This is a genomic window from Leptospira fluminis, from assembly GCF_004771275.1.
Lineage (GTDB): Bacteria > Spirochaetota > Leptospiria > Leptospirales > Leptospiraceae > Leptospira_B > Leptospira_B fluminis.
Genome location: NZ_RQEV01000003.1, coordinates 535,121 through 560,906 on the forward strand (window position 1 = coordinate 535,121; position 25,786 = coordinate 560,906).

25 protein-coding genes and 1 tRNA gene are annotated in these 25,786 nt (G+C 45.3%); 13 read left to right on the forward strand and 13 right to left on the reverse strand.

Annotated features, from left to right (window positions below; genetic code table 11):
• Positions 1-97: 97 nt before the first annotated feature.
• The 3 genes from EHO61_RS04345 to EHO61_RS04355 all read left to right on the forward strand — a co-directional run bounded on the left by EHO61_RS04345 (position 98) and on the right by EHO61_RS04355 (position 3,328).
• Positions 98-179 (forward strand) — tRNA-Leu (locus EHO61_RS04345).
• A 309-nt stretch (positions 180-488) separates the two neighbouring features.
• The gene (locus EHO61_RS04350; RefSeq protein ID WP_135812384.1) at positions 489-2,102 is read left to right on the forward strand and encodes a long-chain fatty acid--CoA ligase; all 1,614 of its coding nucleotides are present in this window, start codon (positions 489-491) and stop codon (positions 2,100-2,102) included.
• A gap of 32 nt (positions 2,103-2,134) precedes the next feature.
• Positions 2,135-3,328: a multidrug effflux MFS transporter gene (locus tag EHO61_RS04355; RefSeq protein WP_135812385.1), complete on the forward strand. Its 1,194-nt coding sequence runs from the start codon at positions 2,135-2,137 to the stop codon at positions 3,326-3,328.
• Positions 3,329-3,331: 3 nt separating this feature from the next.
• On the opposite strand, the gene EHO61_RS04360 is transcribed toward EHO61_RS04355, so the two are convergent.
• Positions 3,332-3,517 carry a hypothetical protein gene (locus EHO61_RS04360; protein ID WP_135812386.1) on the reverse strand — a complete coding sequence of 62 codons (186 nt, stop codon included), beginning with the start codon at positions 3,515-3,517 and terminating at the stop codon, positions 3,332-3,334.
• A gap of 121 nt (positions 3,518-3,638) precedes the next feature.
• Complete coding sequence (lpxD, locus tag EHO61_RS04365; protein WP_135812387.1) at positions 3,639-4,691, reverse strand: UDP-3-O-(3-hydroxymyristoyl)glucosamine N-acyltransferase; 1,053 nt, start codon at positions 4,689-4,691, stop codon at positions 3,639-3,641.
• A 271-nt stretch (positions 4,692-4,962) separates the two neighbouring features.
• Between lpxD and EHO61_RS04370 the strand changes: the two genes are divergently transcribed.
• A complete protein-coding gene (locus EHO61_RS04370; RefSeq protein ID WP_135812388.1) occupies positions 4,963-5,895 on the forward strand; it encodes a ferredoxin reductase domain-containing protein in 933 nt (310 codons plus the stop codon).
• Between the two features lie 114 nt (positions 5,896-6,009).
• A complete protein-coding gene (locus EHO61_RS04375; RefSeq protein ID WP_135812389.1) occupies positions 6,010-6,222 on the forward strand; it encodes a transcriptional coactivator p15/PC4 family protein in 213 nt (70 codons plus the stop codon).
• A 6-nt stretch (positions 6,223-6,228) separates the two neighbouring features.
• Here EHO61_RS04375 and EHO61_RS04380 read toward each other — a convergent pair whose 3' ends face one another.
• Complete coding sequence (locus tag EHO61_RS04380) at positions 6,229-7,836, reverse strand: VWA domain-containing protein (RefSeq protein WP_135812390.1); 1,608 nt, start codon at positions 7,834-7,836, stop codon at positions 6,229-6,231.
• A 73-nt stretch (positions 7,837-7,909) separates the two neighbouring features.
• Between EHO61_RS04380 and EHO61_RS04385 the strand changes: the two genes are divergently transcribed.
• Genes EHO61_RS04385 through recR form a run of 4 tightly spaced genes read left to right on the forward strand, consistent with a single transcriptional unit; the run spans position 7,910 to position 10,846 of the window.
• Entirely contained in the window at positions 7,910-8,368 is a 459-nt protein-coding gene (locus EHO61_RS04385; RefSeq protein WP_135812391.1) for a nucleoside deaminase, read from the forward strand.
• Between the two features lie 60 nt (positions 8,369-8,428).
• A complete protein-coding gene (gene dnaX / locus EHO61_RS04390; RefSeq protein ID WP_135812392.1) occupies positions 8,429-9,901 on the forward strand; it encodes a DNA polymerase III subunit gamma/tau in 1,473 nt (490 codons plus the stop codon).
• 11 nt (positions 9,902-9,912) lie between these two features.
• Positions 9,913-10,260, forward strand: coding sequence for a YbaB/EbfC family nucleoid-associated protein (locus EHO61_RS04395; protein WP_135767165.1), 348 nt, complete (start codon positions 9,913-9,915; stop codon positions 10,258-10,260).
• Complete coding sequence (gene recR, locus EHO61_RS04400) at positions 10,253-10,846, forward strand: recombination mediator RecR (RefSeq protein WP_135812393.1); 594 nt, start codon at positions 10,253-10,255, stop codon at positions 10,844-10,846. The genes EHO61_RS04395 and recR overlap by 8 nt, the downstream gene beginning before the upstream one ends.
• Before the next feature lie 9 nt (positions 10,847-10,855).
• On the opposite strand, the gene EHO61_RS04405 is transcribed toward recR, so the two are convergent.
• The 5 genes from EHO61_RS04405 to EHO61_RS04425 all read right to left on the reverse strand — a co-directional run bounded on the left by EHO61_RS04405 (position 10,856) and on the right by EHO61_RS04425 (position 16,757).
• The gene (locus tag EHO61_RS04405; protein WP_167884807.1) at positions 10,856-12,346 is read right to left on the reverse strand and encodes a hypothetical protein; all 1,491 of its coding nucleotides are present in this window, start codon (positions 12,344-12,346) and stop codon (positions 10,856-10,858) included.
• 87 nt (positions 12,347-12,433) lie between these two features.
• Positions 12,434-13,291 (reverse strand): substrate-binding periplasmic protein, encoded by an 858-nt coding sequence (locus EHO61_RS04410; RefSeq protein WP_135812394.1) that lies wholly within the window; start codon positions 13,289-13,291, stop codon positions 12,434-12,436.
• Between the two features lie 73 nt (positions 13,292-13,364).
• Positions 13,365-14,654 (reverse strand): OmpA family protein, encoded by a 1,290-nt coding sequence (locus EHO61_RS04415; RefSeq protein ID WP_135812395.1) that lies wholly within the window; start codon positions 14,652-14,654, stop codon positions 13,365-13,367.
• Between the two features lie 50 nt (positions 14,655-14,704).
• Entirely contained in the window at positions 14,705-15,958 is a 1,254-nt protein-coding gene (serS, locus tag EHO61_RS04420) for a serine--tRNA ligase (RefSeq protein WP_135812396.1), read from the reverse strand.
• On the reverse strand, positions 15,951-16,757 hold the full coding sequence (locus EHO61_RS04425; protein WP_135812397.1) for a TatD family hydrolase: 807 nt from the start codon (positions 16,755-16,757) through the stop codon (positions 15,951-15,953). Before EHO61_RS04425 ends, serS begins: the two co-directional genes overlap by 8 nt.
• A 119-nt stretch (positions 16,758-16,876) precedes the next feature.
• On the opposite strand from EHO61_RS04425, the gene EHO61_RS04430 reads away from it, so the two are divergent.
• From EHO61_RS04430 to EHO61_RS04440, 3 genes are read left to right on the forward strand one after another with little or no spacing between them, the layout of a single operon-like run.
• Positions 16,877-17,872, forward strand: coding sequence for a M23 family metallopeptidase (locus EHO61_RS04430; RefSeq protein WP_135812398.1), 996 nt, complete (start codon positions 16,877-16,879; stop codon positions 17,870-17,872).
• The gene (locus EHO61_RS04435; RefSeq protein ID WP_135812399.1) at positions 17,872-18,219 is read left to right on the forward strand and encodes a bactofilin family protein; all 348 of its coding nucleotides are present in this window, start codon (positions 17,872-17,874) and stop codon (positions 18,217-18,219) included. Before EHO61_RS04430 ends, EHO61_RS04435 begins: the two co-directional genes overlap by 1 nt.
• Positions 18,216-18,713: a YaaR family protein gene (locus EHO61_RS04440; protein ID WP_135812400.1), complete on the forward strand. Its 498-nt coding sequence runs from the start codon at positions 18,216-18,218 to the stop codon at positions 18,711-18,713. The genes EHO61_RS04435 and EHO61_RS04440 overlap by 4 nt, the downstream gene beginning before the upstream one ends.
• A 12-nt stretch (positions 18,714-18,725) precedes the next feature.
• Here the strand turns inward: EHO61_RS04440 and EHO61_RS04445 are convergent, their stop codons facing one another.
• From EHO61_RS04445 to EHO61_RS04460, 4 genes are read right to left on the reverse strand one after another with little or no spacing between them, the layout of a single operon-like run.
• A complete protein-coding gene (locus tag EHO61_RS04445; protein WP_135812401.1) occupies positions 18,726-19,601 on the reverse strand; it encodes a ParB/RepB/Spo0J family partition protein in 876 nt (291 codons plus the stop codon).
• Between the two features lie 3 nt (positions 19,602-19,604).
• Positions 19,605-20,366 (reverse strand): ParA family protein, encoded by a 762-nt coding sequence (locus EHO61_RS04450; RefSeq protein ID WP_135812402.1) that lies wholly within the window; start codon positions 20,364-20,366, stop codon positions 19,605-19,607.
• Complete coding sequence (locus tag EHO61_RS04455; RefSeq protein WP_135812403.1) at positions 20,344-21,120, reverse strand: RsmG family class I SAM-dependent methyltransferase; 777 nt, start codon at positions 21,118-21,120, stop codon at positions 20,344-20,346. Before EHO61_RS04455 ends, EHO61_RS04450 begins: the two co-directional genes overlap by 23 nt.
• A 3-nt stretch (positions 21,121-21,123) precedes the next feature.
• Complete coding sequence (locus EHO61_RS04460; protein ID WP_135812404.1) at positions 21,124-22,593, reverse strand: M20/M25/M40 family metallo-hydrolase; 1,470 nt, start codon at positions 22,591-22,593, stop codon at positions 21,124-21,126.
• Between the two features lie 223 nt (positions 22,594-22,816).
• Between EHO61_RS04460 and EHO61_RS04465 the strand changes: the two genes are divergently transcribed.
• Positions 22,817-23,554, forward strand: coding sequence for a hypothetical protein (locus EHO61_RS04465; RefSeq protein ID WP_135812405.1), 738 nt, complete (start codon positions 22,817-22,819; stop codon positions 23,552-23,554).
• A 238-nt stretch (positions 23,555-23,792) separates the two neighbouring features.
• On the opposite strand, the gene mnmG is transcribed toward EHO61_RS04465, so the two are convergent.
• Complete coding sequence (mnmG, locus tag EHO61_RS04470) at positions 23,793-25,679, reverse strand: tRNA uridine-5-carboxymethylaminomethyl(34) synthesis enzyme MnmG (RefSeq protein ID WP_135812406.1); 1,887 nt, start codon at positions 25,677-25,679, stop codon at positions 23,793-23,795.
• Positions 25,680-25,786: the final 107 nt, after the last annotated feature.

Genomic DNA, 25,786 nt, shown 5'->3' on the forward strand with positions numbered 1-25,786 from the left:
CCTCTCGATTATCGTGTCAATGAATTCCAAAAATAAGCTGACGGAAAGACGCGATTTCGAAAATTATCCTCATCAGGGAATTTCATCCCTCTAAAAAGCCGAAGTGGCGGAATTGGTAGACGCACTGGTTTCAGGTACCAGCGGGTAACACCGTGGGGGTTCGAGTCCCTTCTTCGGCAAAATTCCATCGAACAAAAATCTAGGAACTCGAACGGTCGGGCCGGAACGTGAAAATAACTCCCCTTAGGGATCGCATCTTTTCGCAATCGAAGTACCGGAAGCACTGCGACCGATGTTATGTGCCGTAGAACCAAATTTGTCGGAACGACTACGGTAAAACGGGCGCCTCTTCTCTTTACGAAAAATTCCATCCATCGTATCCAGGGCTTATGTAAACCGTTTGCGCGAATTCTCCTTGACTCTTTCCTATTTTAAGGCGAAAAATATTTCCGCTTTTTGAGCGTTAAGAAGAAAAGCGGAGATGATATATGCGATCAACGATGATGGATTATCCATTAGTCCTACCTTCGATATTACGACGTGCCAAAGAAGTCCATCCTCATAAGGAAATCGTCACCAAATGGCACGACAATTCCGTTCAACGCTATACATACGGGGATTTTTACAAAAGAACGATTCGCTTAATGAATGCATTACGCAATTCCGGTGTTCGACCCGGCGACGCGGTTGCAACGTTCTGTTTGAATCATTCCGCGCATTTAGAATTGTATTTCGCGATCCCGAGCATCAAAGCGGTGCTGCATACGATCAACGTCAGACTATTTCCCGAACAGTTGACGTACATCATTAACGAAGCGAAAGATAAATTCATCTTTGTAGACAAATCCCTTACTCCCGCTCTGGAGAAAATACTCCCTGAAATCAAAGGAGTCGAAAAATTCGTCATCATAGACGATAAAGAAAATTGTGAAGCGGCTTCCCTACCGAACACGATCACGTACGAGGAGTTCTTATCTAAAGGAGACGACACGGAACGCTTCGAAGTCATAGACGAATTGGAAGCGGCAGGAATCTGCTATACCTCCGGTACTACCGGCAATCCGAAGGGCGTCATTTATTCCCATCGTTCCACATATCTGCATTGCATGGCGGTTTGCATGGGTGATGGATTAGGATTAAGTGAGAAGGAGGTCGTTCTTCCCGTTGTTCCCATGTTCCACGTAAATTCCTGGGGAATTCCTTTCGCTTCCGTGATGTCCGGTTGCAAGCTAGTGTTTCCGGGAAAGCATCTTTTGGGAGCGGGGTTGGCGGAATTGCTGGAAGCGGAAGAAGTCACGATCACGGCGGGGGTTCCTACGGTCTGGAACGTTCTCTACCAACATCTTAAGAAGAATTCCTATAAGTTAAAATTACATACCATGGTCGTCGGAGGTTCGGCCGCTCCCAGAGGTTTGATCGAAGGATTCGAAAAGGACTTCGGTATCGAAATTTTACACGCTTGGGGGATGACGGAAACCTCACCGATCGGAACCGTTTCCCATCTCAGAAGTTTTATGAAGGATTGGAGCGATGAAAAACGGTTCGCTTACCGGGCAAAACAGGGAGTGCCGGTTACGGGAGTCGAAATTCGTGCCGTGGATGACGACGGCGTAGACGTCCCGAAAGACGGAAAAACCCCCGGAGAGCTGCTCGTTAGAGGACCTTGGATAACGGGCTCTTATCGCGAGGGCGTATCCAAAGAATCATTTACGCCCGACGGTTGGTTTAGAACGGGAGACGTAGTCGTTCTGGACGAATACGGTTACATGCAAATTACGGATAGAAAAAAGGATCTGATCAAAACAAGAGGCGAATGGATCTCCAGTGTAGACATGGAGAATTTAGTCATGGCGGATCCGGATATTTTGGAAGCCGCAGTAGTAGGAAGAAAAGACTCCGTCCGGGAAGAAGCACCGGTGATTTTCGTAGTTCCGGTAGAAGGCAAGAAAATAGACGCTAAAAGAGTACATGACCATCTTAAGAGTAATTTCGCTCACTGGCAACTTCCGAAATTAGAGGATATCCGCACCGTTACGGCGATTCCGAAAACGAGCGTAGGAAAATTCGATAAGAAAAATCTAAGAAAGCTTTTAGAAGAATAGACTGGAAAAGGCACGTATCACAATCTAGATACGTGTCTCAATCCAGCCGTTTCCTGATTCTTCTCTTAGGCGCCTTAACGGCGATCGGACCATTCTCTATAGACATGTATCTTCCCGGACTACAGTCTATCTCGAAGGATTTTGGTACCCCAATTTCGAATGTCCAACTTACGCTGACCAGTTTCTTTTTCGGTTTTTCCTTCGGACAGTTGATTTACGGTCCCTTGATCGATAAGTTCGGAAGGCGGACTCCTTTATTAATCGGGATTTTTGCATATATCATCAGCTCGATTGGATGCGCTCTCTCCGTTTCGGTCTGGAGTCTGGTTTTTTTCCGATTTCTACAATCCTTCGGGGCTTGCGCGGGTATGGTAGTTTCCAGAGCGGTTGTCAGAGACGTGTTTTCTCCTCACGAAGGGGCCAAAGTTTTCTCGCAAATCATTTTGGTTATGGGCGTCGCACCCATCGTTGCCCCGACGGTCGGCGGACTTTTGCTGACTTACACGGATTGGAGGATGATTTTTGCAGTTTTGACCGTAATTAGCGCAATCATAGCAGTCGGTACTTGGCTTTATCTTCCTGAAACGGGATTAAAAGATTCGTCAATTTCCCTCAAATTTTCCCAAGTAATGAAAGAATATTATGAAGTTTTAATGGTTCCGCGTTTTAACGCATATGTGATCGCTTCCGGCTTTTCAGCCGCGGTCATGTTCGCTTACATCGCAGGATCGCCGTTCGTATTCATGGGAATTTTCGGTCTGAGCGAGTCCGAGTACGGATGGTTTTTCGGATCTAATGCCGCCGGTCTGATCCTATCCAGTCAATTAAACCGTTTGCTTCTCAAAAAATTCGAGGCTGAGTCGATTATAAACGCGGTCTCCATTTTTTACGTTCCTGTCGGAATATTGTTGGTTTTCGCGGCGATGTTCCAATGGGGAATGATTCCGATGATCGTTTTGATCTTTCTTCTGGTAAGCGGATTCGGCTTCATAGTGCCCAACTCTTCCGCTTTGGCCATGGCACCTTTCAGTAGAAACGCGGGATCCGCTTCCGCATTGATGGGTGCATTACAGATGGTATTTGCAGTGTTCGCTACGGGGGGAGTCAGTCTTCTTCACGACGGAACGTCCTTACCGATGACTCTAGTGATGGCCGGTTCGGGAATTTTGTCCCTACTATCCTTGACGATCTTAAGACCGAAGGTTCATAGCCCCCAAACCGATTGAAGGTCAAATCCGATCCGAAAGACTGCGCCGCTCCTGGATAGAAATCACTTTTTCGAACTTTTGTTCTAATAACTGAGCGGCATATCTATCCAGCAACTTTCCGATCTTCTTCGTATGAGGAAGGTCCGGCCCAGACAGGATGAGTTCCTGTTCTTCCGGCTGGATCTCGTCGGTCGGTCTGGTATTCACGATTGCCTCCGCAAAAAATGGATAAGGCGAAGGTTGAAATCCCCTTTTTTCGCTGTCAAGCAATCCTAAGTACCATCATCAAACATACGAGAATCGACGTTTCAAGCAAGAATTCCGAATTTTATTCTTCGGAACTCAAACCTAATTTTTGCTCCATAGCTTTGATGCGACGGGCCCATTTTTGGAAGTTGACCACATTCCTGATATTCACACGAAGTTTTTGAAACTCCGGAAATGTGAGTCCGTAATCCCAACCCACATAGATATCCGCTTTGGGGGGAGTGTTTCTGACCGAGGTTCCTCCGCCGATAATCGTGCCGCTCGGAATTCGTATATGATCCGCCAAGCCGCAACCTCCTCCGATCGTTACATTATCTTCCACGACCGTAGAGCCTGCTAACCCTGTCCATCCTGCAATGACTACGTTCTTTCCTAAAACGCAATTGTGTCCGATATGCACCAAATTATCGAATTTGCAACCGTCGCCGATAACCGTGTCTTCCAGACCTCCCCGATCGATTGCGGAATTAGAGCCGATTTCCACATCGTTTCCGATACGAACCGTTCCGACTTGAGGAATCTTATTGTGTTTCCCTTCCGCAAAAACGAACCGGAACCCGTCTCCGCCGATCGTGCTATTTCCGTGCGAAATAAATCTTTTACCGATGATCACACCGTGATGAATAACGCTGTTAGGTCCTACGTGAGAACCTTCTCCGATCTTCACTCCCCGTCCGATTCTGGCTCCGTTTTCCAGGATCGTATTGTCTCCGATCTCGGTCATTTCTCCGACGGAAACGTGATGCCCGACGTAACAGTTTTTCCCCAACTTGGCGCTTGGATGCACGAACGCCGTGGGTTCCACGACGTTCGGATAGGAATGTGGAGGATATACCAGATCCAGAACTTGGGCCAAAACCAAATCGGGTTTTGCTACGATCAAACAGGGAACTTCCAGTTCCTTGGCAAATTCCTCCGTCGTAAGTACCGCGGAAGAAGAAGTCTTTTTTGCATCCGATAGAATTTTCTTATTTGCTAAAAAACTAATACTAGAAGGGGCTCCCGGGCTGACGGGCGAAACGGTTTCGATGACGATTTTAGAAGGTTCCTTGCAATTCGCGATTTTCGATCCGGATATCTTTGCCGACAATTCTTCCAAAGTATATCTAGCCATGAAATTCCTCTTTTGGGTTTTGATCTAAAGTGTCAGCCTATGAGGGTCTATGATTACTTACTATCCGAAAACGCGGGCCTTGTCGGCGCTTACCGTTTCATAGGAAAGGGCCTACGCTCATTTCATACCCGAGAGGTTTTGTTTACAAACCGACATAATCGGCCAAATCATTTCGAGCCGGTGGAAGATGTTAAATATCCCGTTTGACGAATTGAGCTTCGGAAAAAATCTGTATTCAGTCTTATATCGAAATTAGGAATCTTCCAAGCGTATGAAGCCCGTTAGAGAGCCGCAAATCAATATCTTTAAGAAATCCAATCCTTACAAAGCGAAAGTGGTGAGCAATGTTTGCCTCACTCCGGAACCGGGAAAAGGTAACCGGCCGAAAAAAGAAGGAGGCTCCGAAATCCACCGTATCACTTTGGCAGTGGATCACAGTGTCTATCCTTATGTAATCGGACAATCGGCAGGTATTATTCCTCCCGGCGAAGACCCCGAAAAAAAGGCAAAAGGATTGGCGGACGCCGCTTATACCGTTCGTTTGTATTCCATCGCTTCTCCCAGTTATTCGTTCGGAATGAAGGAAGATAATATAGAATTCATCATCAAACGGGACAACGTTTACGATTCGGAGGGAAACATCCAATTCAAAGGAGTTTGCTCCAATTACGTCTGCGATTTAAAAGCCGGCGACGAAGTGATCATGACCGGACCCTCCGGAAAAAAATTCCTGCTTCCGAATTCCGATTTTTCCGGAGATATCATGTTTTTGGCCACCGGAACCGGACTCGCGCCTTTTATAGGAATGTCGGAGGAATTGCTTGAGCATAACCTTATCCGATTCACGGGAAATATCACTTTGGTTTACGGAGCTCCTTATTCGGACGAGCTAGTCATGATGGATTATCTGAAAAACCTGGAAGTGAAGTATAAGAACTTCAAACTAATCACTGCGATATCCAGGGAAGAGAAGAATCCTTTCGACGGCGGAAGAATGTATATATCCCATAGAGTTCGCCAACTGGAAGCGGAAGTAAAACGCATACTTACCGGCGGCGGAAGATTCTATATCTGCGGCGGCCCGAAAGGAATGGAAAAAGGGGTCATTGAAGAGATCCAAAAGATAGCGGGAGATGCGTCCAGTTACGAGGATTACAAACATCATATGGAACATTCCCACCAATTGTTCGTGGAAACGTATTGATACCGAATCGGTAACGTGCAATCAGGAGTCCGAAAGGACTCCTTTTTTCTTCGGAAAAACGACTGGAAATTCGTAAGACACCCTGTAATCTCAAGCGATTTAGGAGATTTGAAAATGAGCTTTGTAAGGGACATCGACAAAGGAAAAGGCGAAATCATACGGGTGGAAGTTTCCGAATTTAAAGGAAATAAATACCTGAATCTCCGGGTCTGGTATACCGACAGTGAAGGAGAGTACAAACCCACTCAAAAAGGGATTGCGATTCCCGTAGGTCTGTACTCCGAAGTGAAGGACGCCATTCTCGCGGCAGAAAGCCAATTGAATTAAGTTTTTTTAAACTCTTTTTTCTAAAATCCAATTCTGTAGCAAGTGAACCGCATCTTCCTCGGCTTCCACTGCCCGGATATGCGATTCCAGCCTCGTAATCGAGAATACTTTTTTCACGGAATCGCGTAGATTGCTGACTACCAGTTCTCCGCCTCTTTTCCGTAGCCAACCGGCGACCTGGATCAGCATTCCTATCGCGGAAGAATCGATATAAGAGGAACGACCTAGATTAAAGACCACGTATCTGTATCCTTCTTTCATCTTTTCCTGTATCGTATTCTTGATATCGGGACATTTATAAAGATCTATATCCTCGGAGGTGCGATAGGAAAAGATCTCGTCGTGGTATTCGATTCCGTCGTCGACGGGAAAATCCATAACGCCTCCGGATTTTAGCTCGGAGGCGGAGGCTACAAGGTGTTTGGAAGCCGTCGGAGAATTTTCCAGAATTCTCACTTTCAAGGCGCTGATCCGAAAACCCAAGCTTTGCAGGACGTCCGGCGCCAACTCTTCCTTCTCGTTTATGTCCTTCAACATATCGCTCAAGAGAGTGATCGCTTCTTCCGAATATCCTTCCTTCAGGAGAACTCCCGCTTTTTTAAGACCGCGACCGGCCCTCGCGATCAAAGTTTCGACGACGACATCCGCGTCTTCTTTCGGTTCCTCGGAAGTCCAATCCAGATTTAGATCCTTACTTTTCTGCTCCAACTTCATCCCGTCGGAAAGATCGTAGTAACTCGCTTCGATCGACATAGACTCGGGCGTGTCCTTGCCGTTAGGTTTTACGTGAACGACAAGACTCTTCACGTCGTCGGCTCTCATGTCCCCGACTTCTAAAACCAAGGTTTTGACTCTGCCGGGTTCCTCCGGATCCGGTTCCGTATAAGAAGCGATTTCCGAAACCGAATCCAAATATTCCATCCCTTTCGGGAAATGAATCTTCACTTCTATCGACTGGGCATAGAGTGTTCCGATGTCTCCGAATTCGCGGAAAAAAATATCTCCGGTCTCTTCCGGACTTTCGATAAAATAGAAATTACCTCCGCCCGATTCGGCGATTTCCTTCAGAAGGATCTCGTTAAAGTCGTTTCCGAAACCGATTACCGTCGTCGTGATCCCTTTTTTATATGCGTTCGCAGCTATTTCGATGAGCTGAACGGGATCTTTGATCCCGAGAGTCGGATTTCCGTCCGTTAAAAGAATTGCCCTTTTATAAACATCCGTATCCGGAAATAATTCGAGGGAACGTAGCACATGGAGCCAGCCGCCGCTTAAGTTCGTAGAAGTTCCGACTTGTATGGTACCGAGTCTATGAATGACGGAATTTTTTTCCGCCAATGGAACGATCGGCTGAATAACCTGAATATCTTCCGCATAAGCCACGGCAGTCAGATAATCCCGTCGCGTAAGCCAGTTGACTAGAGAGGAAGAAGCTTGGATCACCGCTTCCAATTTTTCCCCTTTCATCGACCAACTTCTGTCTAGCGCTAAGCCCAAAACCAACGGGCGTCTTTGCTGGTTCGTACCTCCGGGAGGCGAATTCAATCGTACGAGTAAGGAATTCGTCTTCGAAGATGAACCGGCCGGTCTAAGCAGTTTGGCCGAAAGAATCATGCGCTTGAAAAAACCATTTGCCTTCCCGCTTATCAAGTAGAATTTTCAATACATCGGGAAACAGGCGGAACAAATGGATCAAAACGAAATTTTGCCTTATCTGCCCGAATTTTTGGACCGATTTCGAATTTTACGAGGAAAAAACACGGAGGAAATTCCCAGTTTCACTCGAATTTATAGGGATTCGAAATTCGTTTGTGAAGCTTCCAATTCCGTGGAAGTATCCGAAGACGCTTCGAAGCATAGCGAAATTATCGCCATCGCTAAGGCGAAAGAGATACTAGGCGACCGTTATCTGTCCGGTTGCCTTTTACTCACCACGCTCGAACCCTGTTTGATGTGCGCCGGTACGATCCTTTTGTCCCGGATTCCGAAAGTGGCGTACCTTCTTCCCGCAAAGCAAGGAGAAGGGATTTCTTCCTTAAGTTTTGAGACGATTTATAGCCGAAATTTTTTTCCAGAACTTCTTCTAATGCGGACTCAGGAAAGTCTGGATTCTTTTCGAGAATTCTTTCGGAACAAACGAAACTAGACCCGGCTTTTAGACTTTTCCTTCTTTATCTGTCCGAAGTATTTGGTAAAATAGTAAGTCATGGCCGGAAACCACGAAGTCCTTTCTAGAAAATATCGTCCGCAAAGATTCCAGGACGTAATTCACCAAAACCTTGCCATAGGTGCGCTCCAAAACGCGGTTAAATCCGGCAAAATAGGTCACGCATATATTTTTTTCGGTCCGAGGGGCGTAGGCAAAACTACGATCGCACGCATTTTCGCAAAACGGTTGAATTGCGAGAATCCGGTGGATAACGAGCCGTGCAACCGATGCAATTCCTGTGTGGAAATTGCAAAGGGAATCTCCAGCGACGTTTTGGAGATTGACGCGGCGAGTAACCGCGGGATAGAGAATATCCGCGAACTTAGAGATAACGTAAAATTCACTCCGATGGGGGGAAAGTACAAGGTCTACATTATCGACGAAGTTCATATGCTGACCGATCAATCCTTTAACGCGCTGTTAAAAACGCTGGAGGAACCGCCATCTCACGTAGTCTTCGTTCTCGCGACGACGGAGTATCATAAGATACCGGAAACGATCCTTTCCAGATGTCAGGATTTTATCTTCAAAAAAGTACCTTTGACTGTGCTCCAGGATTACGCCGAGAATTTATGCAAAGAGGAAAAGACGCAGTACGATAGCGAAGGATTGTTTTGGACGGCCAAAAAAGGGGACGGTTCCGTGCGGGATATGCTTTCCTTTATGGAGCAAGCGCTGGTCTTTACAGACAATAAACTGTTGGGTGTCGAAATCCGAAAAATGATCGGATACCACGGGATCGATTTCCTGGCTGACTTTATCAAAAGTTTGATTCAGCCGGAAAACCATTCTAAGGCATTGGAAATCGTCGAAAATCTGTACCAAGAAGGACAGGACGTATATAAATTTCTTTGGGACTCCATCGAATTTACCCATACGCTTTGTCTTTTAAAAGAATCCGTTGCGGACTCGGAATCCGTGAATTATCCCCGCGAAGATCTGATACGGATGAGGAAGGAATTCGAAAGTTCCGATCCGATCCTTCTGAATCATCTTTCTTTCCGTCTCTTCGATCTTTACGAAAAAATTAAAACGATACGCCTCCGGAATTCCTTTGAGATCAAAATATTTACGGAAATCCAAATTAAGAAGCTGGTGGAGGATCTGGGCAAACCGTCCTTGTCCGGCCTAGTAGATCGCATCAATCACGTTATTCTTATGGTCCAAAATCAGGACGGAGGATTGACGAGGTCGAGCGAGAACAAAATGACCGGAAAAGAGCAAGGCAAACCGGATCCTTCTTTTTTCTCCCCCGGTCCGGAAACCAAGAGTAAGGACCCGGACCTTTCCCAGTCTAATACTAAGAAAGAGAATCCCGTTAAAGCGGAAGGGGCAGTTTCCGCTCTTTCTTCATTGGAAGAATTGGCTAAGGATGGAATTTCGGAAGACATGGAGTGGGAGACCTCCTTCAAAAACGAATTCTTAGGAACGGATGTCGACCCGTCGAAAGTTCCTAAACTGGAAAAATAAGGATTATAAGAATGTTCGAGAACCTAAAGAACGCGTCCGATATTTTCTCTAAAATGGGGGAAATGCGCGGTAAGATGGAGGAAATCAAAAAAAGGATTTCCGCAATTCGAGTTACGGGCGACGCCGGAGCCGGGATCGTTCAAGTTACGAGCACCGGGGAAGGGATTATCACGAATGTTCTCATCAATCGGACTTTGCTCGATTCGGAAGACAATAAAATGTTAGAAGACTTAGTCCTTGCCGCGACAAACGACGCTTTGAAAAAGGCAAAAGACGCCGCTGAATACGAACTAAAAACTGCGACCGGCGGTATCGACTTCTCGCAAATCTCCAAATTGCTCGGCGGAAACTTTGGCTGAGCACCTAATCGAAGGAATGGTGAGTGCCTTATCTTCCTTACCGGGCATCGGAAAAAAAAGCGCGTATAGGATCAGCTTTCATTTACTGCGCCAGGATTCCAGAGTATTCCACGAGTTCATTCGAAGCCTATCCGATACGAAGGAAAGAATCCGCTTCTGTTCCAGATGCGGAGCATATTCCGAAGCGGAACTCTGCGATCTTTGTCTCTCTTCCAAACGGGACGGGCATACGATCTGTGTGGTCGAACAACCGGAAGACGTTTTCTTTATCGAAAACACCGGCGAATTTAAAGGTAGATACCACGTTTTGAACGGAGTCATTTCTCCTTTGGAAGGGATCGGACCCCAGGATTTGCGGATCAAGGAATTGATCGCACGTATCCAACCTGAAGAAATACAGGAAGTTTTAGTCGCCACGAATCCGACCCTGGAAGGAGATGCCACGGCCGACTACCTGAACCAACAGCTTCATCCTTTGAACATCGCCGTAACCCGTATCGCTTACGGAATCACGGTCGGAGGTTCGATCGAACTTGCGGATCAGTACACTTTAGGAAGGGCGATTCGATCTAGATTGAAACTTTAACGTTTCGAATTAGAATCTATGCTCTGCAGTTACGAACAATTCCCGTAAAAAGGATCCGTTTGTGGTGTCTAAATAGGCCTTAAGTCCGTCACCGGGAATAAAATAACCGGATCTTAATAAAATCTGCATGTCTCTAAAGGCGTTCCATCGGATATTTAAGTTATATTCCTGTCCGAAGTAGGCGGACGTCTGATAAAAATTGTCCGAGTTGTAAAATCTGTTATTGTCCAAAAGAGGAGATTTACTCCCGTACAAACGATAATATCCCAAAGTGAAAACAAGGGGACCCGCAACTACTACATCCGAATACATTCCATATTCGTATAACCCGCTCACATCTCTTCCTCCGGAAAATAGGGCATAACCTCCCGTAAAGTCGATAGCGATGTTGGAAACCGAGTATCCCGGAAAAAGATTTTGATACCCGGATCCATGAAGACTCGATCGAGTGCCATCCTTTTCGTATCCCGGGCGACCGGTAGATCCTAAAGCGATCAGGTTTAAAGTCAGAGATTCGTTGAATCTGTACGTAATTTGCGTATCGAAAAAACCGCCTTTGATATTGTATCTATCGTACTTTCTGAAGATTTCGTTGCCATTCGAATCACGATACGGATTTAACGCGTTTAAAACTCCGTGGTTGTAAATTCCGTGGACTACGAGAGTAAAATCCGAAAAGTTGAATTCGTTGAATAGACCGTGCCAGAAAAGCTGCCCCATCTGACTTTGTCGGTTGACTAATCCGTACACTCCCGTCGTATCCTGAACGTCCTTAAGAGTGTCATCCATATAAAAACTGTAAAGTTCGTGTTTAGCGTTGTTTATAAAACTCGTTTTGACCTTGTAGAAGTAGATATTATTTCCCCGATAATTCCTGTCGGCAAAACCGTTATTATCCAAATCCGTGAGGTTGTTCTGTTTTGCCACGAACCAACCTCCTTCCAGAGTCATATTCCAGTCGCGGATGTCCTTAGTCATATTGACGCCGGTTCCCGGGATGAATACGACCCTTCCTTGCGCCGAAGTGAAAAGCTGTAGACCGACTCTCGTCGTAAAACTTTTTTCCGGAAGTTTGAAATTCAAATAAAGAAAGTTGGTTTGTATATTAACGGACGAACTGAAGGTGGCTTCTCCACCTTGCCCCGGACCTACGGTGGAACTTTGGCCGACTCCTCTTCCTCCGAAAATGATGTCTCCGATCTGAACACCCGCCAGCGCCTCGAAATATTTGGAGGATGCAAAGTTCATATTTAGGGTCATACGATTATCGTAGTAGGTGACGTTTTCCCTCGTCGGGCTAATAGTGGAAGGTAGCCCTTGCATAAGTGCGTTAATATCGTTTTGAACTTTATTATTCAGATTTTGCTGGTATTGGTTTTGCCAAGTCTGCTTGTCGAAAGGAGTACCCGGAGTCTGCCTAGAAGTATAAATGTCCCTTCCAAGATTGAAACCTCGGACCCTATAGTTCCCTTGAATGTCGATCTTGGTTTTCTCTTCTATTTCCTGTGCGGATAAAGACTGCCAACATAGACAGACGGAAAGTAATAAGGCCGACCCCCCAAGTTGATGGAATTTCGTTTTCAGCAACTACTTTACCCAATCTTTTCCAAGAAAATATTTTGTACGAATGCCTTCTATAACTCCCGTTCGTTTCAATTCCTTAACGAAAAAATTGAAGTTATCCACAAAAATCAAATCGTTAAGGGGCATGGCAGCACTGATATAATCCTCCATTACCGGATTGATAAGCGGGGTGTACCTCGCTCGTAAGCTAGGTTGCTTTTGGAGCATCGCAAGTATAAAGAGGCTGTCCGCGACATAGCAGGTTACGTCGTTTTTCAGAAGCGCATCCATCGCCACTGAATCGGAAAGATAACTATATATTTTATTTTTTCCGAATTTTTTTAGGAGATAATTATGATTGGTAGTATTCGAACGAACGGCAAATGAAATACCGTTCACGACCGAAAGATCGTCCAAGGATTTGAACGATCTTGTAGTAACGATATTTCCTTCCGGTTCCGGCGGTAGCGCTTTCTTAAAGACCAATCCCGCCGGAGTTGCGAGCAAATAAGGGTCCGAAAAAGTAACCGTCTTACCCCTAGTCAAATCCGTAGACATACCGGCCAGAGCGATATCGATCGTCCCGGCCGCGATCTCATCCGAAAATTGTCTGAACGTTTTAAGCGGTTTTATCTTAAGCGCGACTCCGAGATAGTCCGCGTAGAGTTTCGCCAATTCCACATCGAACCCAGGATAGCCTTCCACTGGGTCTTGGATATAAAAGGGCTCATATACTCTATTGACTCCGACCGTAATCTCTTTCTTTGTCAAAATTTGGTCCAAACGACTGCCATAAAATTTCGACTGAGCAGCAAGAGTCGTAGAAAGAGTTATAAAAAGGGTAAAGAGGAGAACCCGTATGGCTTTGCCCGGTCTCTTCATGTTACCTAAGTTATCGGCAACCATATGCTTTAAAAGGAGTTTTTGTTTTCCGATAATCCGAACTTTACGGAAGCTACTCGACTAATTGGAATTCCGTACGCCTGTTTCTTCGATCGGTTTCCGGATTCTTTTCCGGAAAGATCGGTGCAGAACTTCCCAGGCCTTCCACGGAAAAACGGTCTTCCGATAAACCTTTTTTGAGGAGGTATTTCAAAACGGACTCGGCTCTCTTTCTGCTTAATAAGAGGTTATCCTTAGGATCTCCGTGCAAGTCGGTATGGCCTGTAATTTTCAACTTCACATTCCTGTTTTTATGTAAAAAATCCGCCAACTCGTCCAATACAGGTAAGGAATCCGACTCCAACTCGTAGGAGGCAGTGTCGAAATGAATCGATTCCAAAGAGATTTTTTTACCCGTCTTTAAATCTTCCCAGTTAACCGAAGCCTTGAATTCATAAATGTCATAATTGGAAGAATCCGTCCTTCTGCAAAAATAGGCGTTCTTCCCGTCCGGCGTCTCAATGTAAAAGGCCTCGTCTCCTTTGGAATTTATTTGAGGGCCTAGATTCGTAGGTTCGGAGTAGCTTCCGTCCTCCAACATATGCGACCTATATATGTCCAAGCCCCCGAAACCGCCAGGACGATTGGAGGAAAAATATATCGTTTTTCCGTCGCGACTTACCGTCGCGGCGATTTCCGCAAAATCCGTATTGATCGGTGCGGGAAGTCGGTAGGCCTTATTCCAAGTTTTATTAGAATATTCAGAAATAAAGATATCCGATTCGGTTACGTTTCCGAACGGATAACGGGTGAAATAAAGTTTGTTATCGTAAAGAAAGGGATTCTCTTCGATCTCAGGAGTGTTTACGGTTTTCGGCAAAGCGATCGGTTTGAGCCAACGACCTTCCCCTTTTTTCGAAAAATACAAATCCCTGGAAACTCCGATCCTTCCATTCGAAAGAGAAAATTCGATACTTCCGTCACGATTCGAGGAAAATAAGATACCTTCCTCCTTATTCAATACGAAAGGACTCTGGTCGTCGAACTGGGAATTGATTTCCGACAATTCCTTACCTTGCGGCCAGATTTCTCCTTCGCGTACGGATTTATAAAGATCCGTATAATTCGAGTTGTTTCTTTTGGAATAATAATATAAAGTGTTTCCGTCGTCGGAGAGACTGATTCCGAATTCGTTTAACGAAGTATTAATTCCCCCTTCCAATCTCCTAACCTCGGAAGATCCGTTCGTTTGATCCGGAAAAAGATCCGCCATGTACACGGAAAGAATCGCAATAAGGAAGATTCCAAAATTCTTTTTTAAAGAAGACTCCGGGAAGTAGGCAAAGCGGGATGGAGGACGCATATTCGTACTATCCTCCTTTTATCGAAAAACCTGAACTTTTTTTGATAAAATTAAAGGTACTTTTTCAAGCAATCTGGAAAATCGATGGAGCCGTTCTCTTTTTGATACGTTTCCAAAACCGCTGCCATTGTCCTTCCGATTGCAAGGCCGGAACCGTTTAAGGTATGTATCAGTTGATTTTTGCCGTCTTTGGACTTGTAACGAATTTTTCCCCTACGAGCCTGAAAATCCTTAAAATTCGACACGGAAGAAATTTCCATCCAGCGATTCAGCCCCGGCATCCAGACTTCCAAGTCATACGTCTTGGAAGAAGCCGCCGAAATATCCCCGCTGCATAACAATACTACCCTATAACGAAGACCTAACTTCTTCAGAATATTCTCCGCGTGAGAGAGCATTTTTTTATGCTCTTCCTCCGATTCTTCCGGCTTCACGAATTTGACGAGTTCCACCTTTTGGAATTGATGCACTCGCACAAGGCCGCGGGTGTCTTTTCCGTAAGAACCAGCCTCTCTCCGAAAGCAGGATGTGTGGGCGGTAACAGAAATCGGCAGTTGGTCTTCCGGAATGATCTCATCCCTATACAAATTCGTCAGCGGAACTTCCGCAGTCGGAATCAAGTTGAGGTCGTCTTTTTCCAGACGATAATACTCCTCTTTGAATTTAGGATATTGGCCCGTCGTTAGCATGCATTCGTCGGACACCAGAACCGGAACCCAAACTTCCGTATAACCGTGTTCCAGAGTATGCGTCTCCAACATAAAATTCGCCAACGCTCTTTCCAATTTGGCACCGAAACCGAAATAGGTGTACGCTCTAGCTCCGGCTAGTTTTACCCCTTTTTCGAAATTGATCCATTTTAAATTTTCACCCAGTTCATAGTGAGCTTTAGGCTCGAAAGCATAATTTCTAATTTCACCGACTTCATAAAGGACTTTGTTTTCAGTCTCGTTTTTGCCCTTGGGAACTTCGGAATCTAATATATTAGGAAGACCTAAATTTATTTCATTGAGTAGACTTTCCTGAACTTCAAGATCGGATTCCAATCCTTTGATTTTATCTCCGATTTCTTTTACCGCAGCGGAAGCTAAGGCTATGTCTCCGCCGGACTGCTTAACCTTACCGATCTCCTTGCTAGCCCTATTTCGCTCCTCGCGGAGAGCTTCGACTTCTTTTTGCAGCTCCTTCTTTTTATGAACTATCTTAGTAAGTTCGTCTAGAAGGCCGAGGTCTTTGAAGCCTCTAAGATCCAGGTTCGCTTTTAAAGCTTCCGTGTTTTCGGTAATGAAGCGGAGATCAAGCATGATGGAATGGTTTCCTTTGTATAAATTTTTCCGAATTTAGAAAAAGCGATCGCTCGACTTCCGCATTCGGTTCCTTTCTAAGTGAAAACATTTTTTCCAATACGAATTTAGTGTACGCTGGTTCGTTGCGTTTTCCTCGAAAGGGCGGGGGAGCTAAAAACGGAGCGTCTGTTTCTATCAACATGCATTCCAAAGGGAGTTTTTCAGCCGCCTCCTGAATGTCTCTCGCGTTTTTAAACGTTAAGATTCCGGAAAAGGAAATATAATAACCCAAATCCACCAATCTTTTTGCAGTCGAGTAATCGTACGTGAAACAATGGATGACTCCGAAAGCTCGGTCGCGGTGATCTTTCAGAATCGATACCGTATCTTCACCCGCGTCCCTAGAGTGGATGACTACCGGAAGTTTATATTCTCCCGAAGCGTCCAAAAACGAATGAAGAATATCGGCTTGTTCCGCTTTTTTTGACGCGTCGTGATAATAATCCAATCCGATCTCGCCTATCGCACAAAGTCGAGAGTCGGAAAGGTTCTCCTTCACTAAGGAGAGGATCTCCTCTTTTTTCGGAAATTCGTGGGACTCGGTCGGATGACAACCAATCGAATAAAAGATCTCCAAGTCCTGCTCGGAATATGTTTCGGATAATCCTTTTGCCTTAACCGAACTCTCAAGATCGATCCCTATCTGGACGATTTTCTTGATACCGGATTCCTTCGCATTTCTTAGGCTTTGTTCGATCGTTAACCCTTGTTCTTCGATTATATCCAAATGACAATGAGTATCTACGATAGAATACATGCTGAAAACGGCTTTTAAGGAACAGTTTTCGTGATTTAGATTGACTGAAAAGAGAATTTTTAAGAATCCTTACAGCATATGCCGTCCGGCAGGAGTCCGATGGATTTGGGACATAAACCGTGAACTTAAAATCATATTTCGCTCTCATTTATTATCGGCTTCGTTATAAATACCAGGATCTCAGGTTGAAGTTCGACGTGAAAGTCGCCAACTGGAATAAAAAAGGGAAAGAACGTCTCACCGTGATGGTGATCCCTCATTCCGAACAAAAGACCATCAATTTCCATATTTCCTATCGGGCGATTACGATCTTCATCGGCACGATTCTAGTCCTACTTCTTATCAGTTCGGTTAACGTTTTAAGCCACTCAGGATCCATCCATCAATTGACCGAACTGAACCTTTCCAATCAGGACTTCATCAGACAATCCGCTAAAATGAAGGAAGAGATCAATAGTCTTCACGAACACGTGGATTATTATCACAATCACGTCGGCGCCCTGTATGGTCGTTTAACGGGAGATTCCTCCAAAGTGGCGAAAGGAATCGGCGGCGCGGAAAAGCTCTCCTCGCAAAACATATCCAAAGACGGAAAGCCTCTCCCACCGGGCACCGAAGTTTTTCGTCTAAAAGAAGACGTGCACAACCTCAAGGTGGCCAACGAGCTAACCCATGAAATCATCAGTATATTAAAAAAAAGAAAGAACGTGATTCGTCAGACACCGTCTATCTGGCCTGTACGCGGGTACGTCCTCTATCCTTACGGAGAATATCTGAATCCGGTGACCGCTCGTAAAGAAACGAATAACGGAATCGATATCGGCGCCTTTCCCGGATCCGAAGTCGTCGTGACCGCCCCGGGAACCGTTTATGAAATCGGATATACCAGACACACCGGCTACTTCGTTAAGGTGGGTCATAAATTCGGTTGGAAGACCATATATTCCAATCTGGATCGCATTAAGGTAAAACAAAACCAACAAGTATCCAAAAGCGAAGTGATCGGATTCGTAGGAAAGTCGGAAAACAGTCCGCAATACAGTCTCCATTACGAAATCCATGTCGGTACTAGAGCGATCAATCCTTTCGCGTTCTTAAATCAAATCCAAGACTAATGGCCCATACGGAAGAGCAACTAGCGGTAAATAGTATCATCGGAGAAGGCGCCGAGTTCAACGGAGAATTCAAACTTTCCGGCCTTTTGAGAATCGACGGTATTTTTCGCGGAACGATCAAAACCGACGGAAAAGTCCTAATCGGAAAATCGGGAATCGTCGATACGGATATTAGAGCTCGGATTGTCGTTGCCGGGGGTGAGATCAACGGGAATATCTTCGCCACCGAACGAGTCACTCTTTTAGCCAGTTGCAGAATGAAAGGCGATATCATAACGCCTAAAGTCGTGATGGAAGAAGGTGTGCAATTCGAGGGAAACTGTAAGATCAACCCGATTGCAAATTGAAAGTAACTCCGGAACCGAATAGAAATCACAGACGCAAACGAGACTTCGGCCTCTCTCTTTCTTCGAGTTTGTACAGTCCGATCCCGGCTGCAGTGCCCGAGTCTCAGATACCCGATTCCAAATCGCAATTCTTCGAGTTGGTGGAAAATCTACTCCCTTATAGCCAAGAAAAGACGCGGGATTTGAATTCGCTTCTTAGAGATCTTCCGGATGCGGAACGTAATTTTTTGAAGTCTCCTACCTATGAGAATCTGAACGTCTATAAAAAGATCGTGCAATCCATATTACGGGAGGCCATGGACCGCAATGCAAGGGTGGAAACCCTTCGGTCCAGGGCAAAAGGCGGTTCCGAAAAGATGTATCAAATCGTCACGGTCATCGACGAAAAGGTACAGACTCTCGCCGATTTTATCATTCATCCGGAAAATTCGACCTTCGACTTGATGAAGAGAATGGAGAATATTCGCGGACTTCTAGTCGATTTGATGAATTGAAATCCGGTCTTTTTATAGACCCAAGGCGTCCAAAACTTTCTGCAAAGCTTCCAAATTAGGATATGCGATGGACAACTTTCCTTTTCCGGAAGAAGAGTTGTGGGCAATATCCACTTTCATGGAATATTTCTTTCGAAACTTATTTTCCAATTCCACGATATCCACCTCCTTTCTCTTCGTTTTCTTTTTTTCTTTTACGGGAGCTTCGTCCGTTAAATGGGAAACGATTTCTTCTACTTGCCGAACTGTGAGTCCTTTTTCAGCAATCTGATACGCTAACTGTTCCGTTTTCTTTCTATCCGCGATACCTAGCAAAGGACGCGCATGACCTTCCGAAATTCTACCGTTCTTTACCAGATCCATTACGGAATCCGGAAGTTGGAGGAGACGAATCAGGTTCGACACCGTGGCTCTATTTTTTCCGACCCGTGTCGCGACATCGGTTATTTTTAACCCGAGCCTATCGCATAAAGTTTTATAAGCGAGGGCCTCTTCGATCGGATTTAGATTTTCTCTCTGGATATTTTCGATCAAGGCCATTTCTAAAGCCTGATTTTCGCTGGCTTTCTTTACCACTGCGGGAATTTTCATGAACCCGGCGAGTTTGCAGGCCCTATATCTTCTTTCACCCGAGATGATTTCGTAACCGGATCCAGTATCTTTTACCACTATGGGTTGGATCACTCCGTGAGCCTTAATCGTCTCCGATAATTCTTTTAAGGATTCTTCGGAGAAAGTTCTACGCGGTTGGTCCGGATTAGGACGAATTTCCGAAAGTCGAATTTCTCTCAGGGCTCCTTCTCCGCCTGCCTCGCGGAAAGATTTTTCCTCCGCGACCGGAATTAGGTTCCCGAGTCCTCGACCTAGAGCTTTCGGTTTTGCACTCATGGATCAGTTTTTCCCCGCCACTTCCAATGCCAGATTGCGATAGCTTTGCGCACCGACCCCTTCCGGATCATAGGATAAGATGGATTTTCCGAAGGAAGGAGCTTCGGAAAGTTTGATATTCCGAGGTATCACGGTGGTATAAACTTTATCCTTAAAATACGCCTTAACGTCTTCCGCCACTTGTTGGGCAAGATTCGTCCGCTTGTCATACATAGTGAGAAGCACTCCTTCCAATTCCAAAGAAGGATTCAATTTCTCCTGAACTAAAGAAATAATCTTCATGAGCTGGGTCAGCCCTTCCAAAGCGAAATACTCCGTTTGCAAAGTGATCATCACACTGTCGGCGGCGGACAATGCGTTGATCGTCAGTACTCCTAATGAAGGAGGACAATCAATCAGTATATAATCGTATTCTGTTCTCAAGGATCCGATCGCATTTTTTAAACGATATTCCCGGTTTTCTTCCGCGAGGAGGTCCGCTTCCGCCCCGGAAAGATTGATATTAGAAGGAACGATGTGTAGGTTCTCTATTTCCGTTTTACGGATGCACTCGTTGGCCGAACATTCTCCGATGAGTAATTCGTAGGAAGTCTTCGGAATAGTATTGATTTCGAGACCAAGACCCGAGCCGGAGTTTCCTTGCGGATCGAAATCGACGATCAGGACCTTCTTCCCAATGGCCGCCAAATTCGCGGCGAGATTGATCGATGTGGTGGTTTTTCCAACTCCCCCTTTTTGGTTACTAATCGATACGATCTTTCCCATGTTCCACCTTACTCTCCTTTACCAGGATTTTCCAAGCTCTGGGGATACCTTGCCTTGGCGATTCGACCTTTTTCAAGAATTTAATATGTCGCATCCCTAAAAATCGAAGAGAGGGCAGTTCTATCGTTTTCATCAGTTGAAAACCGGTGGGTTCTAGAATTTTCTTTATAAGATTCTTATCAAATTCGTCTTTCCCTAAAAATGGGACATAAGTTCCTCCTCGTTTTACCCATCTACTTAAGACTTCGGCGCTCCAGGGAAAGGGAATAAACCCGCGGGAAACTGCCAAATCCCAGTCGCTTTTTCCCTCCTCCGCCCTTGCATAAACGCACTCTACCCCGTCGATTCCCTGTTCCTTCAGAAAGTTTTCGGTCAACGCCAACTTCCTCCGCTGCGAATCCAAGAGCGCTAATGCGGGCCTTTCTTTTTGAATCAAACACCGGAAAAAAAAACCGGGTAACCCAGGACCGGTCCCGGCGTCTCCCACCTTCATTTTGTTAAGCGATCCGAGTTCCTTTCTAATCGCATAAATATGATAAACGGATTCCAATACATGACGGTCTAGAATTTCATCCGTGTCCCTTTTGGAAAAGAAACCGCCGATCTCGTTCTTCTCCTCCAAAAATGCGACAAACTTCGCCGCTAAATCCCAATCGAACAGATCTAATATTTCCCCGCTTTCGTTCGGAAATCTATAACGGATCGCCGAACATATCCCGGAAGCATCATGGGAAAAATTTTCTGAGTTTTCCACGAATCAATGTTTCTCCTTTTCAACCTGATTGTATTCGATTACCGTCTTGAACAGGATTTCGATTCCCATCTTGAGTTGGGTAACGGTCATACTTTCATTCTTGCCGTGTATTCCATCGATTTCTTCCGAAGTAAGTAAGGCGGGAATCAGGCCGTAACACTTCAAACCGATCGCCCGCATATAAGAACTGTCCGTAGTACCCGGAGATAAAAACGGAACAGCGACCGAACCAGGTTCGACGGACATCGCGACTCCCGCAAGTATTCGAAATAACGGACTGTCCATCGGTGAAATCGTGCCGGGCTCCAGATGTCTGGCGCTTACTTCTACGTCGTATTTCTCCCCCAAAGTTTTGACCTCTTGAAAGATTTTTTTTTCATCCTGACCGGGAAGGATTCTCATATCTACCGAACCCGTAGTTTCCGAAGTGATCACATTTATTCCCGCTTGATGACTATCGATGCCGGTGATACTTACCGTATTCCTGGTCATCGCACGTAAATGTCTGTTGGATTGAATCACTCCTTTAAGGATTAGGAATAAAACCGGATTTCTGGAGCGCTTGAGAACAAACGAATTCGGAAATGAGCTTAAGTCGCCGAGAGAAAAGAAGAAGGCTGCCGTTTCTTCTCCTATCGTAGTCTTATCTCCTAACTTTTGCACCTCTTCCAAAAAATCCACCATGGATTTCGCAGCATATTTCAATGGGGGAGTACTGCCGTGCCCCGGATCAGCTTTCGTTTTCAAGTCCAGCCATACGGCTCCCTTTTCCGCATGCTGAATGTTGAATATCTTCGACCCTTTAATCGCAATATCTCGTGTCCCTGTACCGCCTTCGTTCAATACGTATTCGTATCCGTTGAACAGTTCTCTGTGTTTTTGAATAAGAAATCTCGCTCCGTGTAAGGACCTGCTTTCCTCATCCGCAAGAGCTAGGAACATCAAATTGTTGGTTAAGGGAATCTTCTTTTCATGCACTAGAAAGAACGCATACAGTTGCATGATCCCCAGTCCCTTTACGTCCACTGCTCCCCGACCGTAAATCCTTTCCCCTTTTCTTACTCCTGCAAACGGAGGTTCCGTCCATTCCTTCGGATCAGCTTCAACAACATCGATATGGCTTGTAAGTATTAAGCCGCCTTTTGTTCGGTCTTTTCCTTTTATCTCCGCAACCAAAGAGGCTCTGTCGGGTTTACCGGGAAATTCGATGACTCGCGAAGAAATGCCTCGCTTGTCCAAGATGGATTTCAAAAAAAGGGCACCTTCTTTTTCTCTACCTCTTACCGTCGCGATGCGTATATAAGACTGAAGATCTTTCGCGGCCTGCTCACTGAGCGTCCCGTAATCTATATTCGGAATTTCTCCCGCTTTAGGAGGAATCGGATGAATGCCTCGCTCCGTGATGAAAACGGTGTATAAGAGAAAAATTCCCAGTAAGCCGAGAATCCCAAACCCGATTTTTCTTAGGGACATAGTAATTTTCCTTTAATGGTTGTCGGGAGCTCTTTCGCTTTTGTTTTCAGTTATGCATTCCGTCTAAAATGAAGGAAAGCTTTAAGTTCGCGACGAAAGTTAGCCCGGTCATGCGCATCGGCAAGGACAATTCGGGTTTCGTCATGGCGAAGAATCTTACGAAGGCAAAACCGTCTCAACCTTTTTGGGGAAAAGCCGATGGTCTAACTAGAGGATAATATTCATGCTTCGCTCCGGAATTTGTTTCATCACGCTGTTATTTGCTTCATCACTCTACTCCTTTACGCCGGGAAAATGGTCTCACACAGACCGCTTCGTTATCGGTTCCGAGAAAGGGGGTCCAGCCCAAGAAGTTGTTAAGAATGCGCAAGGTAAGGTCATCTATACGGCGAAATATTCGTACGATGAGTCAGGTAAATTACTTCGCGAAGATTATATAACTCAAGAAGGTAAATCGGACGGATTTACCAAATTTACCTACAAGGATAAGAAAATTCAGAAGGAAGAACTCTTCGACAAAGATGGAAAAAACGTAGAAATGAAAAGCTTCCTCTATGACAAAAGCGGGATCCTTTCTTCCGTAGAACTCTTCGACCAAAACTCCAAATTAATATTAAAGTGTACGATCTTATCTTGGGGGGAGAACGGGCTCGTAAAAGACGGACAAACCGATTGGGCCGACTCCAAAGAGATCGAACGTTTTTCCGTGGTTAAAGACGCGAACAAGCCGGGACTTTATCAACAAAACATATACAATGAAGATAAGCAGCAAGTGGCATCGACGGTTCTTACCTTCGATTCCCGGGGGAAACTCGTAAGTCGCATGAACGTTCAGGGAGACTTGGAGCGCTTGAATAGGATGGTGTGGGACGATAAAAATCGCCTACAGCAATTCACCTTCCTGGTTAAACAGGGAGACAAATGGACTCTCGAAAAAACGCATGAGCTAGTTTATCGCTGATCTTTTCTTAAGATTTACCGTTCGGACTTTATTCGGATAAACTCGCCCGTGATGAATGCACGGGCATTTTATTTTCATAGCAGCGATCGGAAGAATGAGGCCCCATCGCTCCGTTTCATGTGAAACGTTTTTCCTAGATTTTCCGGAAACGAATCTTGCCGTTTCACGTGAAACAAAGGGCTGGCAAAACCCTTAAAAACGCGCTCCCAAACTTAGTGAAAAATTCCTTATCGAACTTTTAAACAGGATTCGGTCTTTTACCCTTAATGTAAAAAAGGAGCATATCTATATCGCTCGGATCGACACCTGAAATCTGAGAAGCCTTTTCAAGATTTAAAGGACGATGCTTATTTAGCTTTTGAATCGCTTCCTTTTTTATTCCGGGAATTTGCTCGTATTCGATATCTTCCGGGATCGCTATTTTCATAAATCGATTCTTCCACTCTATCGTTTCCTGCTCCCGCTTGATATAGCCTTCGTATTTTACTTCCATTTCTATCACCTTCCTGTCTTGGGCGGTGAGAAATTCGGAATCAGGAACCATAAACGAGATATCTTCGAAAATTATCTCCGGACGTTTTAAAAAAGAATCCAATTTGGATCCATACTTGAATCCCTGGATCGACTTTCGTTGCAATAAAGATTCGAATTCCGGAGTCGGCTTCAGCGGTAGAGATTGTATTTTTCCTTTAACTTCATAAATACGCGAATATTTTTCACGCATCTTCCCGTAAGTTCCTTCATCTACTAGGCCCATTCTAAACGCATACTGCATCAATCTTTGGTCGGCATTGTCTTGCCTAAGTAGCAATCTATGTTCGGCTCTGGAAGTGAACATCCGATACGGATCTTCCACTCCTTTATGTACTAAGTCGTCGACCAAAACGCCGATATAAGATTCGTTTCTAGAAAACAAAATCGGATCCTCGCCTCTTAAAGAAGCAAGTACGCTATAAGCCGCAACTAGTCCTTGGGCCGCAGCTTCTTCATAACCCGTTGTGCCGTTAATCTGTCCGGCATGATATAATCCGCGGATCTTTTTCGTTTCAAGAGTGGGCTTTAATTCCGTCGGATCCACATAATCATACTCGATCGCATATCCCGGACGAAGAATTTCCGCTTCTTCAAGACCCGCTATGGAACGAACCAGCTTCCATTGGACCTCCTCGGGCAAACTCGTAGATACTCCGTTGAGATAGATTTCCTGAGTATCGTATCCTTCGGGCTCTAGAAAAACCTGATGCCTTTCTCGATCCGCAAATCGAACGATCTTATCTTCGATGGAAGGACAGTAACGAGGACCGGTAGATTTTATCTGGCCAGAATACATCGGAGACAGATGGATATTTTCACCGATCAGTTTATGTGTGTTCTCGTTTGTGTAAGTGATGTAACAAGGAATTTGTCTTCTCGAGATCTTATCCGTGCTAAAGGAAAAAGGGGAAGGATCGGAATCTCCTTCTTGCACGGTCATCACCGAAAGATCCACGGAGTTCATATGGATTCTCGGAGGAGTTCCCGTTTTCAATCTTCCTAATTTCAATTCGTACTTAGCAAGAGAGCGGGAAAGACCTTTGACGGTCGGCTCGCCGAATCGCCCGTTTTCTTTTTGATACGTTCCGATATGAACGATCGAAGAAAGAAACGTGCCCGTAGTAAGAATAATATGATTCGAATAAATTTCGAATCCTCTACCGGTTCTCACTCCTTGGATACGATCGTCTTCGATAAGCAAGTCTTCTACTGTATCCTGTCGAATGGAAAGATTGCGAATGGATTCGAGGGTGTGCTTCACCTTGAGCTGGTATTCCTTCTTTTCCGCTTGTGCACGCGGCGCCCAAACGCTCGGACCTTTCGAAGTATTCAGCATTTTGAATTGGATTCCGGTCGCATCTATGACCTTACCCATGAGTCCGCCTAGAGCATCGACCTCCCGAACCATGTGACCCTTCGCAATTCCTCCGATCGCCGGATTGCAGGACATTTGTCCGATCGTGTCCAAGTTCATAGTGATAAGTAGAGTCTTGGCGCCTCCTCTCGATGCGACATAGGCCGCCTCGGCTCCTGCATGACCTGCCCCTACAACGATACAATCGAACAGATTCGGAAAGAAGGAAGTTTTCATATATCCTTTTAGACTCATTTCCCAAGTCCTACCCACGTTACCGGTGGATTAGTCGACAGCTAAACAGGGGAAAAGAATCATGTAATCATTAATCTCCTTTCAGGTTC

Coding starts and splice junctions, on each gene's coding strand:
- EHO61_RS04370 (WP_135812388.1), top strand. CDS start 4,963: ATGAAGCCCGTTAGAGAGCCGCAAATCAATATCTTTAAGAAATCCAAT.
- EHO61_RS04350 (WP_135812384.1), top strand. CDS start 489: ATGCGATCAACGATGATGGATTATCCATTAGTCCTACCTTCGATATTA.
- EHO61_RS04435 (WP_135812399.1), top strand. CDS start 17,872: ATGGCCCATACGGAAGAGCAACTAGCGGTAAATAGTATCATCGGAGAA.
- EHO61_RS04385 (WP_135812391.1), top strand. CDS start 7,910: ATGGATCAAAACGAAATTTTGCCTTATCTGCCCGAATTTTTGGACCGA.
- EHO61_RS04415 (WP_135812395.1), bottom strand. CDS start 14,654: ATGCGTCCTCCATCCCGCTTTGCCTACTTCCCGGAGTCTTCTTTAAAA.
- EHO61_RS04465 (WP_135812405.1), top strand. CDS start 22,817: ATGCTTCGCTCCGGAATTTGTTTCATCACGCTGTTATTTGCTTCATCA.
- EHO61_RS04375 (WP_135812389.1), top strand. CDS start 6,010: ATGAGCTTTGTAAGGGACATCGACAAAGGAAAAGGCGAAATCATACGG.
- EHO61_RS04445 (WP_135812401.1), bottom strand. CDS start 19,601: ATGAGTGCAAAACCGAAAGCTCTAGGTCGAGGACTCGGGAACCTAATT.
- serS (WP_135812396.1), bottom strand. CDS start 15,958: ATGCTTGATCTCCGCTTCATTACCGAAAACACGGAAGCTTTAAAAGCG.
- EHO61_RS04450 (WP_135812402.1), bottom strand. CDS start 20,366: ATGGGAAAGATCGTATCGATTAGTAACCAAAAAGGGGGAGTTGGAAAA.
- dnaX (WP_135812392.1), top strand. CDS start 8,429: ATGGCCGGAAACCACGAAGTCCTTTCTAGAAAATATCGTCCGCAAAGA.
- EHO61_RS04425 (WP_135812397.1), bottom strand. CDS start 16,757: ATGTATTCTATCGTAGATACTCATTGTCATTTGGATATAATCGAAGAA.
- EHO61_RS04410 (WP_135812394.1), bottom strand. CDS start 13,291: ATGAAGAGACCGGGCAAAGCCATACGGGTTCTCCTCTTTACCCTTTTT.
- EHO61_RS04395 (WP_135767165.1), top strand. CDS start 9,913: ATGTTCGAGAACCTAAAGAACGCGTCCGATATTTTCTCTAAAATGGGG.
- EHO61_RS04380 (WP_135812390.1), bottom strand. CDS start 7,836: ATGATTCTTTCGGCCAAACTGCTTAGACCGGCCGGTTCATCTTCGAAG.
- EHO61_RS04460 (WP_135812404.1), bottom strand. CDS start 22,593: ATGTCCCTAAGAAAAATCGGGTTTGGGATTCTCGGCTTACTGGGAATT.
- mnmG (WP_135812406.1), bottom strand. CDS start 25,679: ATGAAAACTTCCTTCTTTCCGAATCTGTTCGATTGTATCGTTGTAGGG.
- lpxD (WP_135812387.1), bottom strand. CDS start 4,691: ATGGCTAGATATACTTTGGAAGAATTGTCGGCAAAGATATCCGGATCG.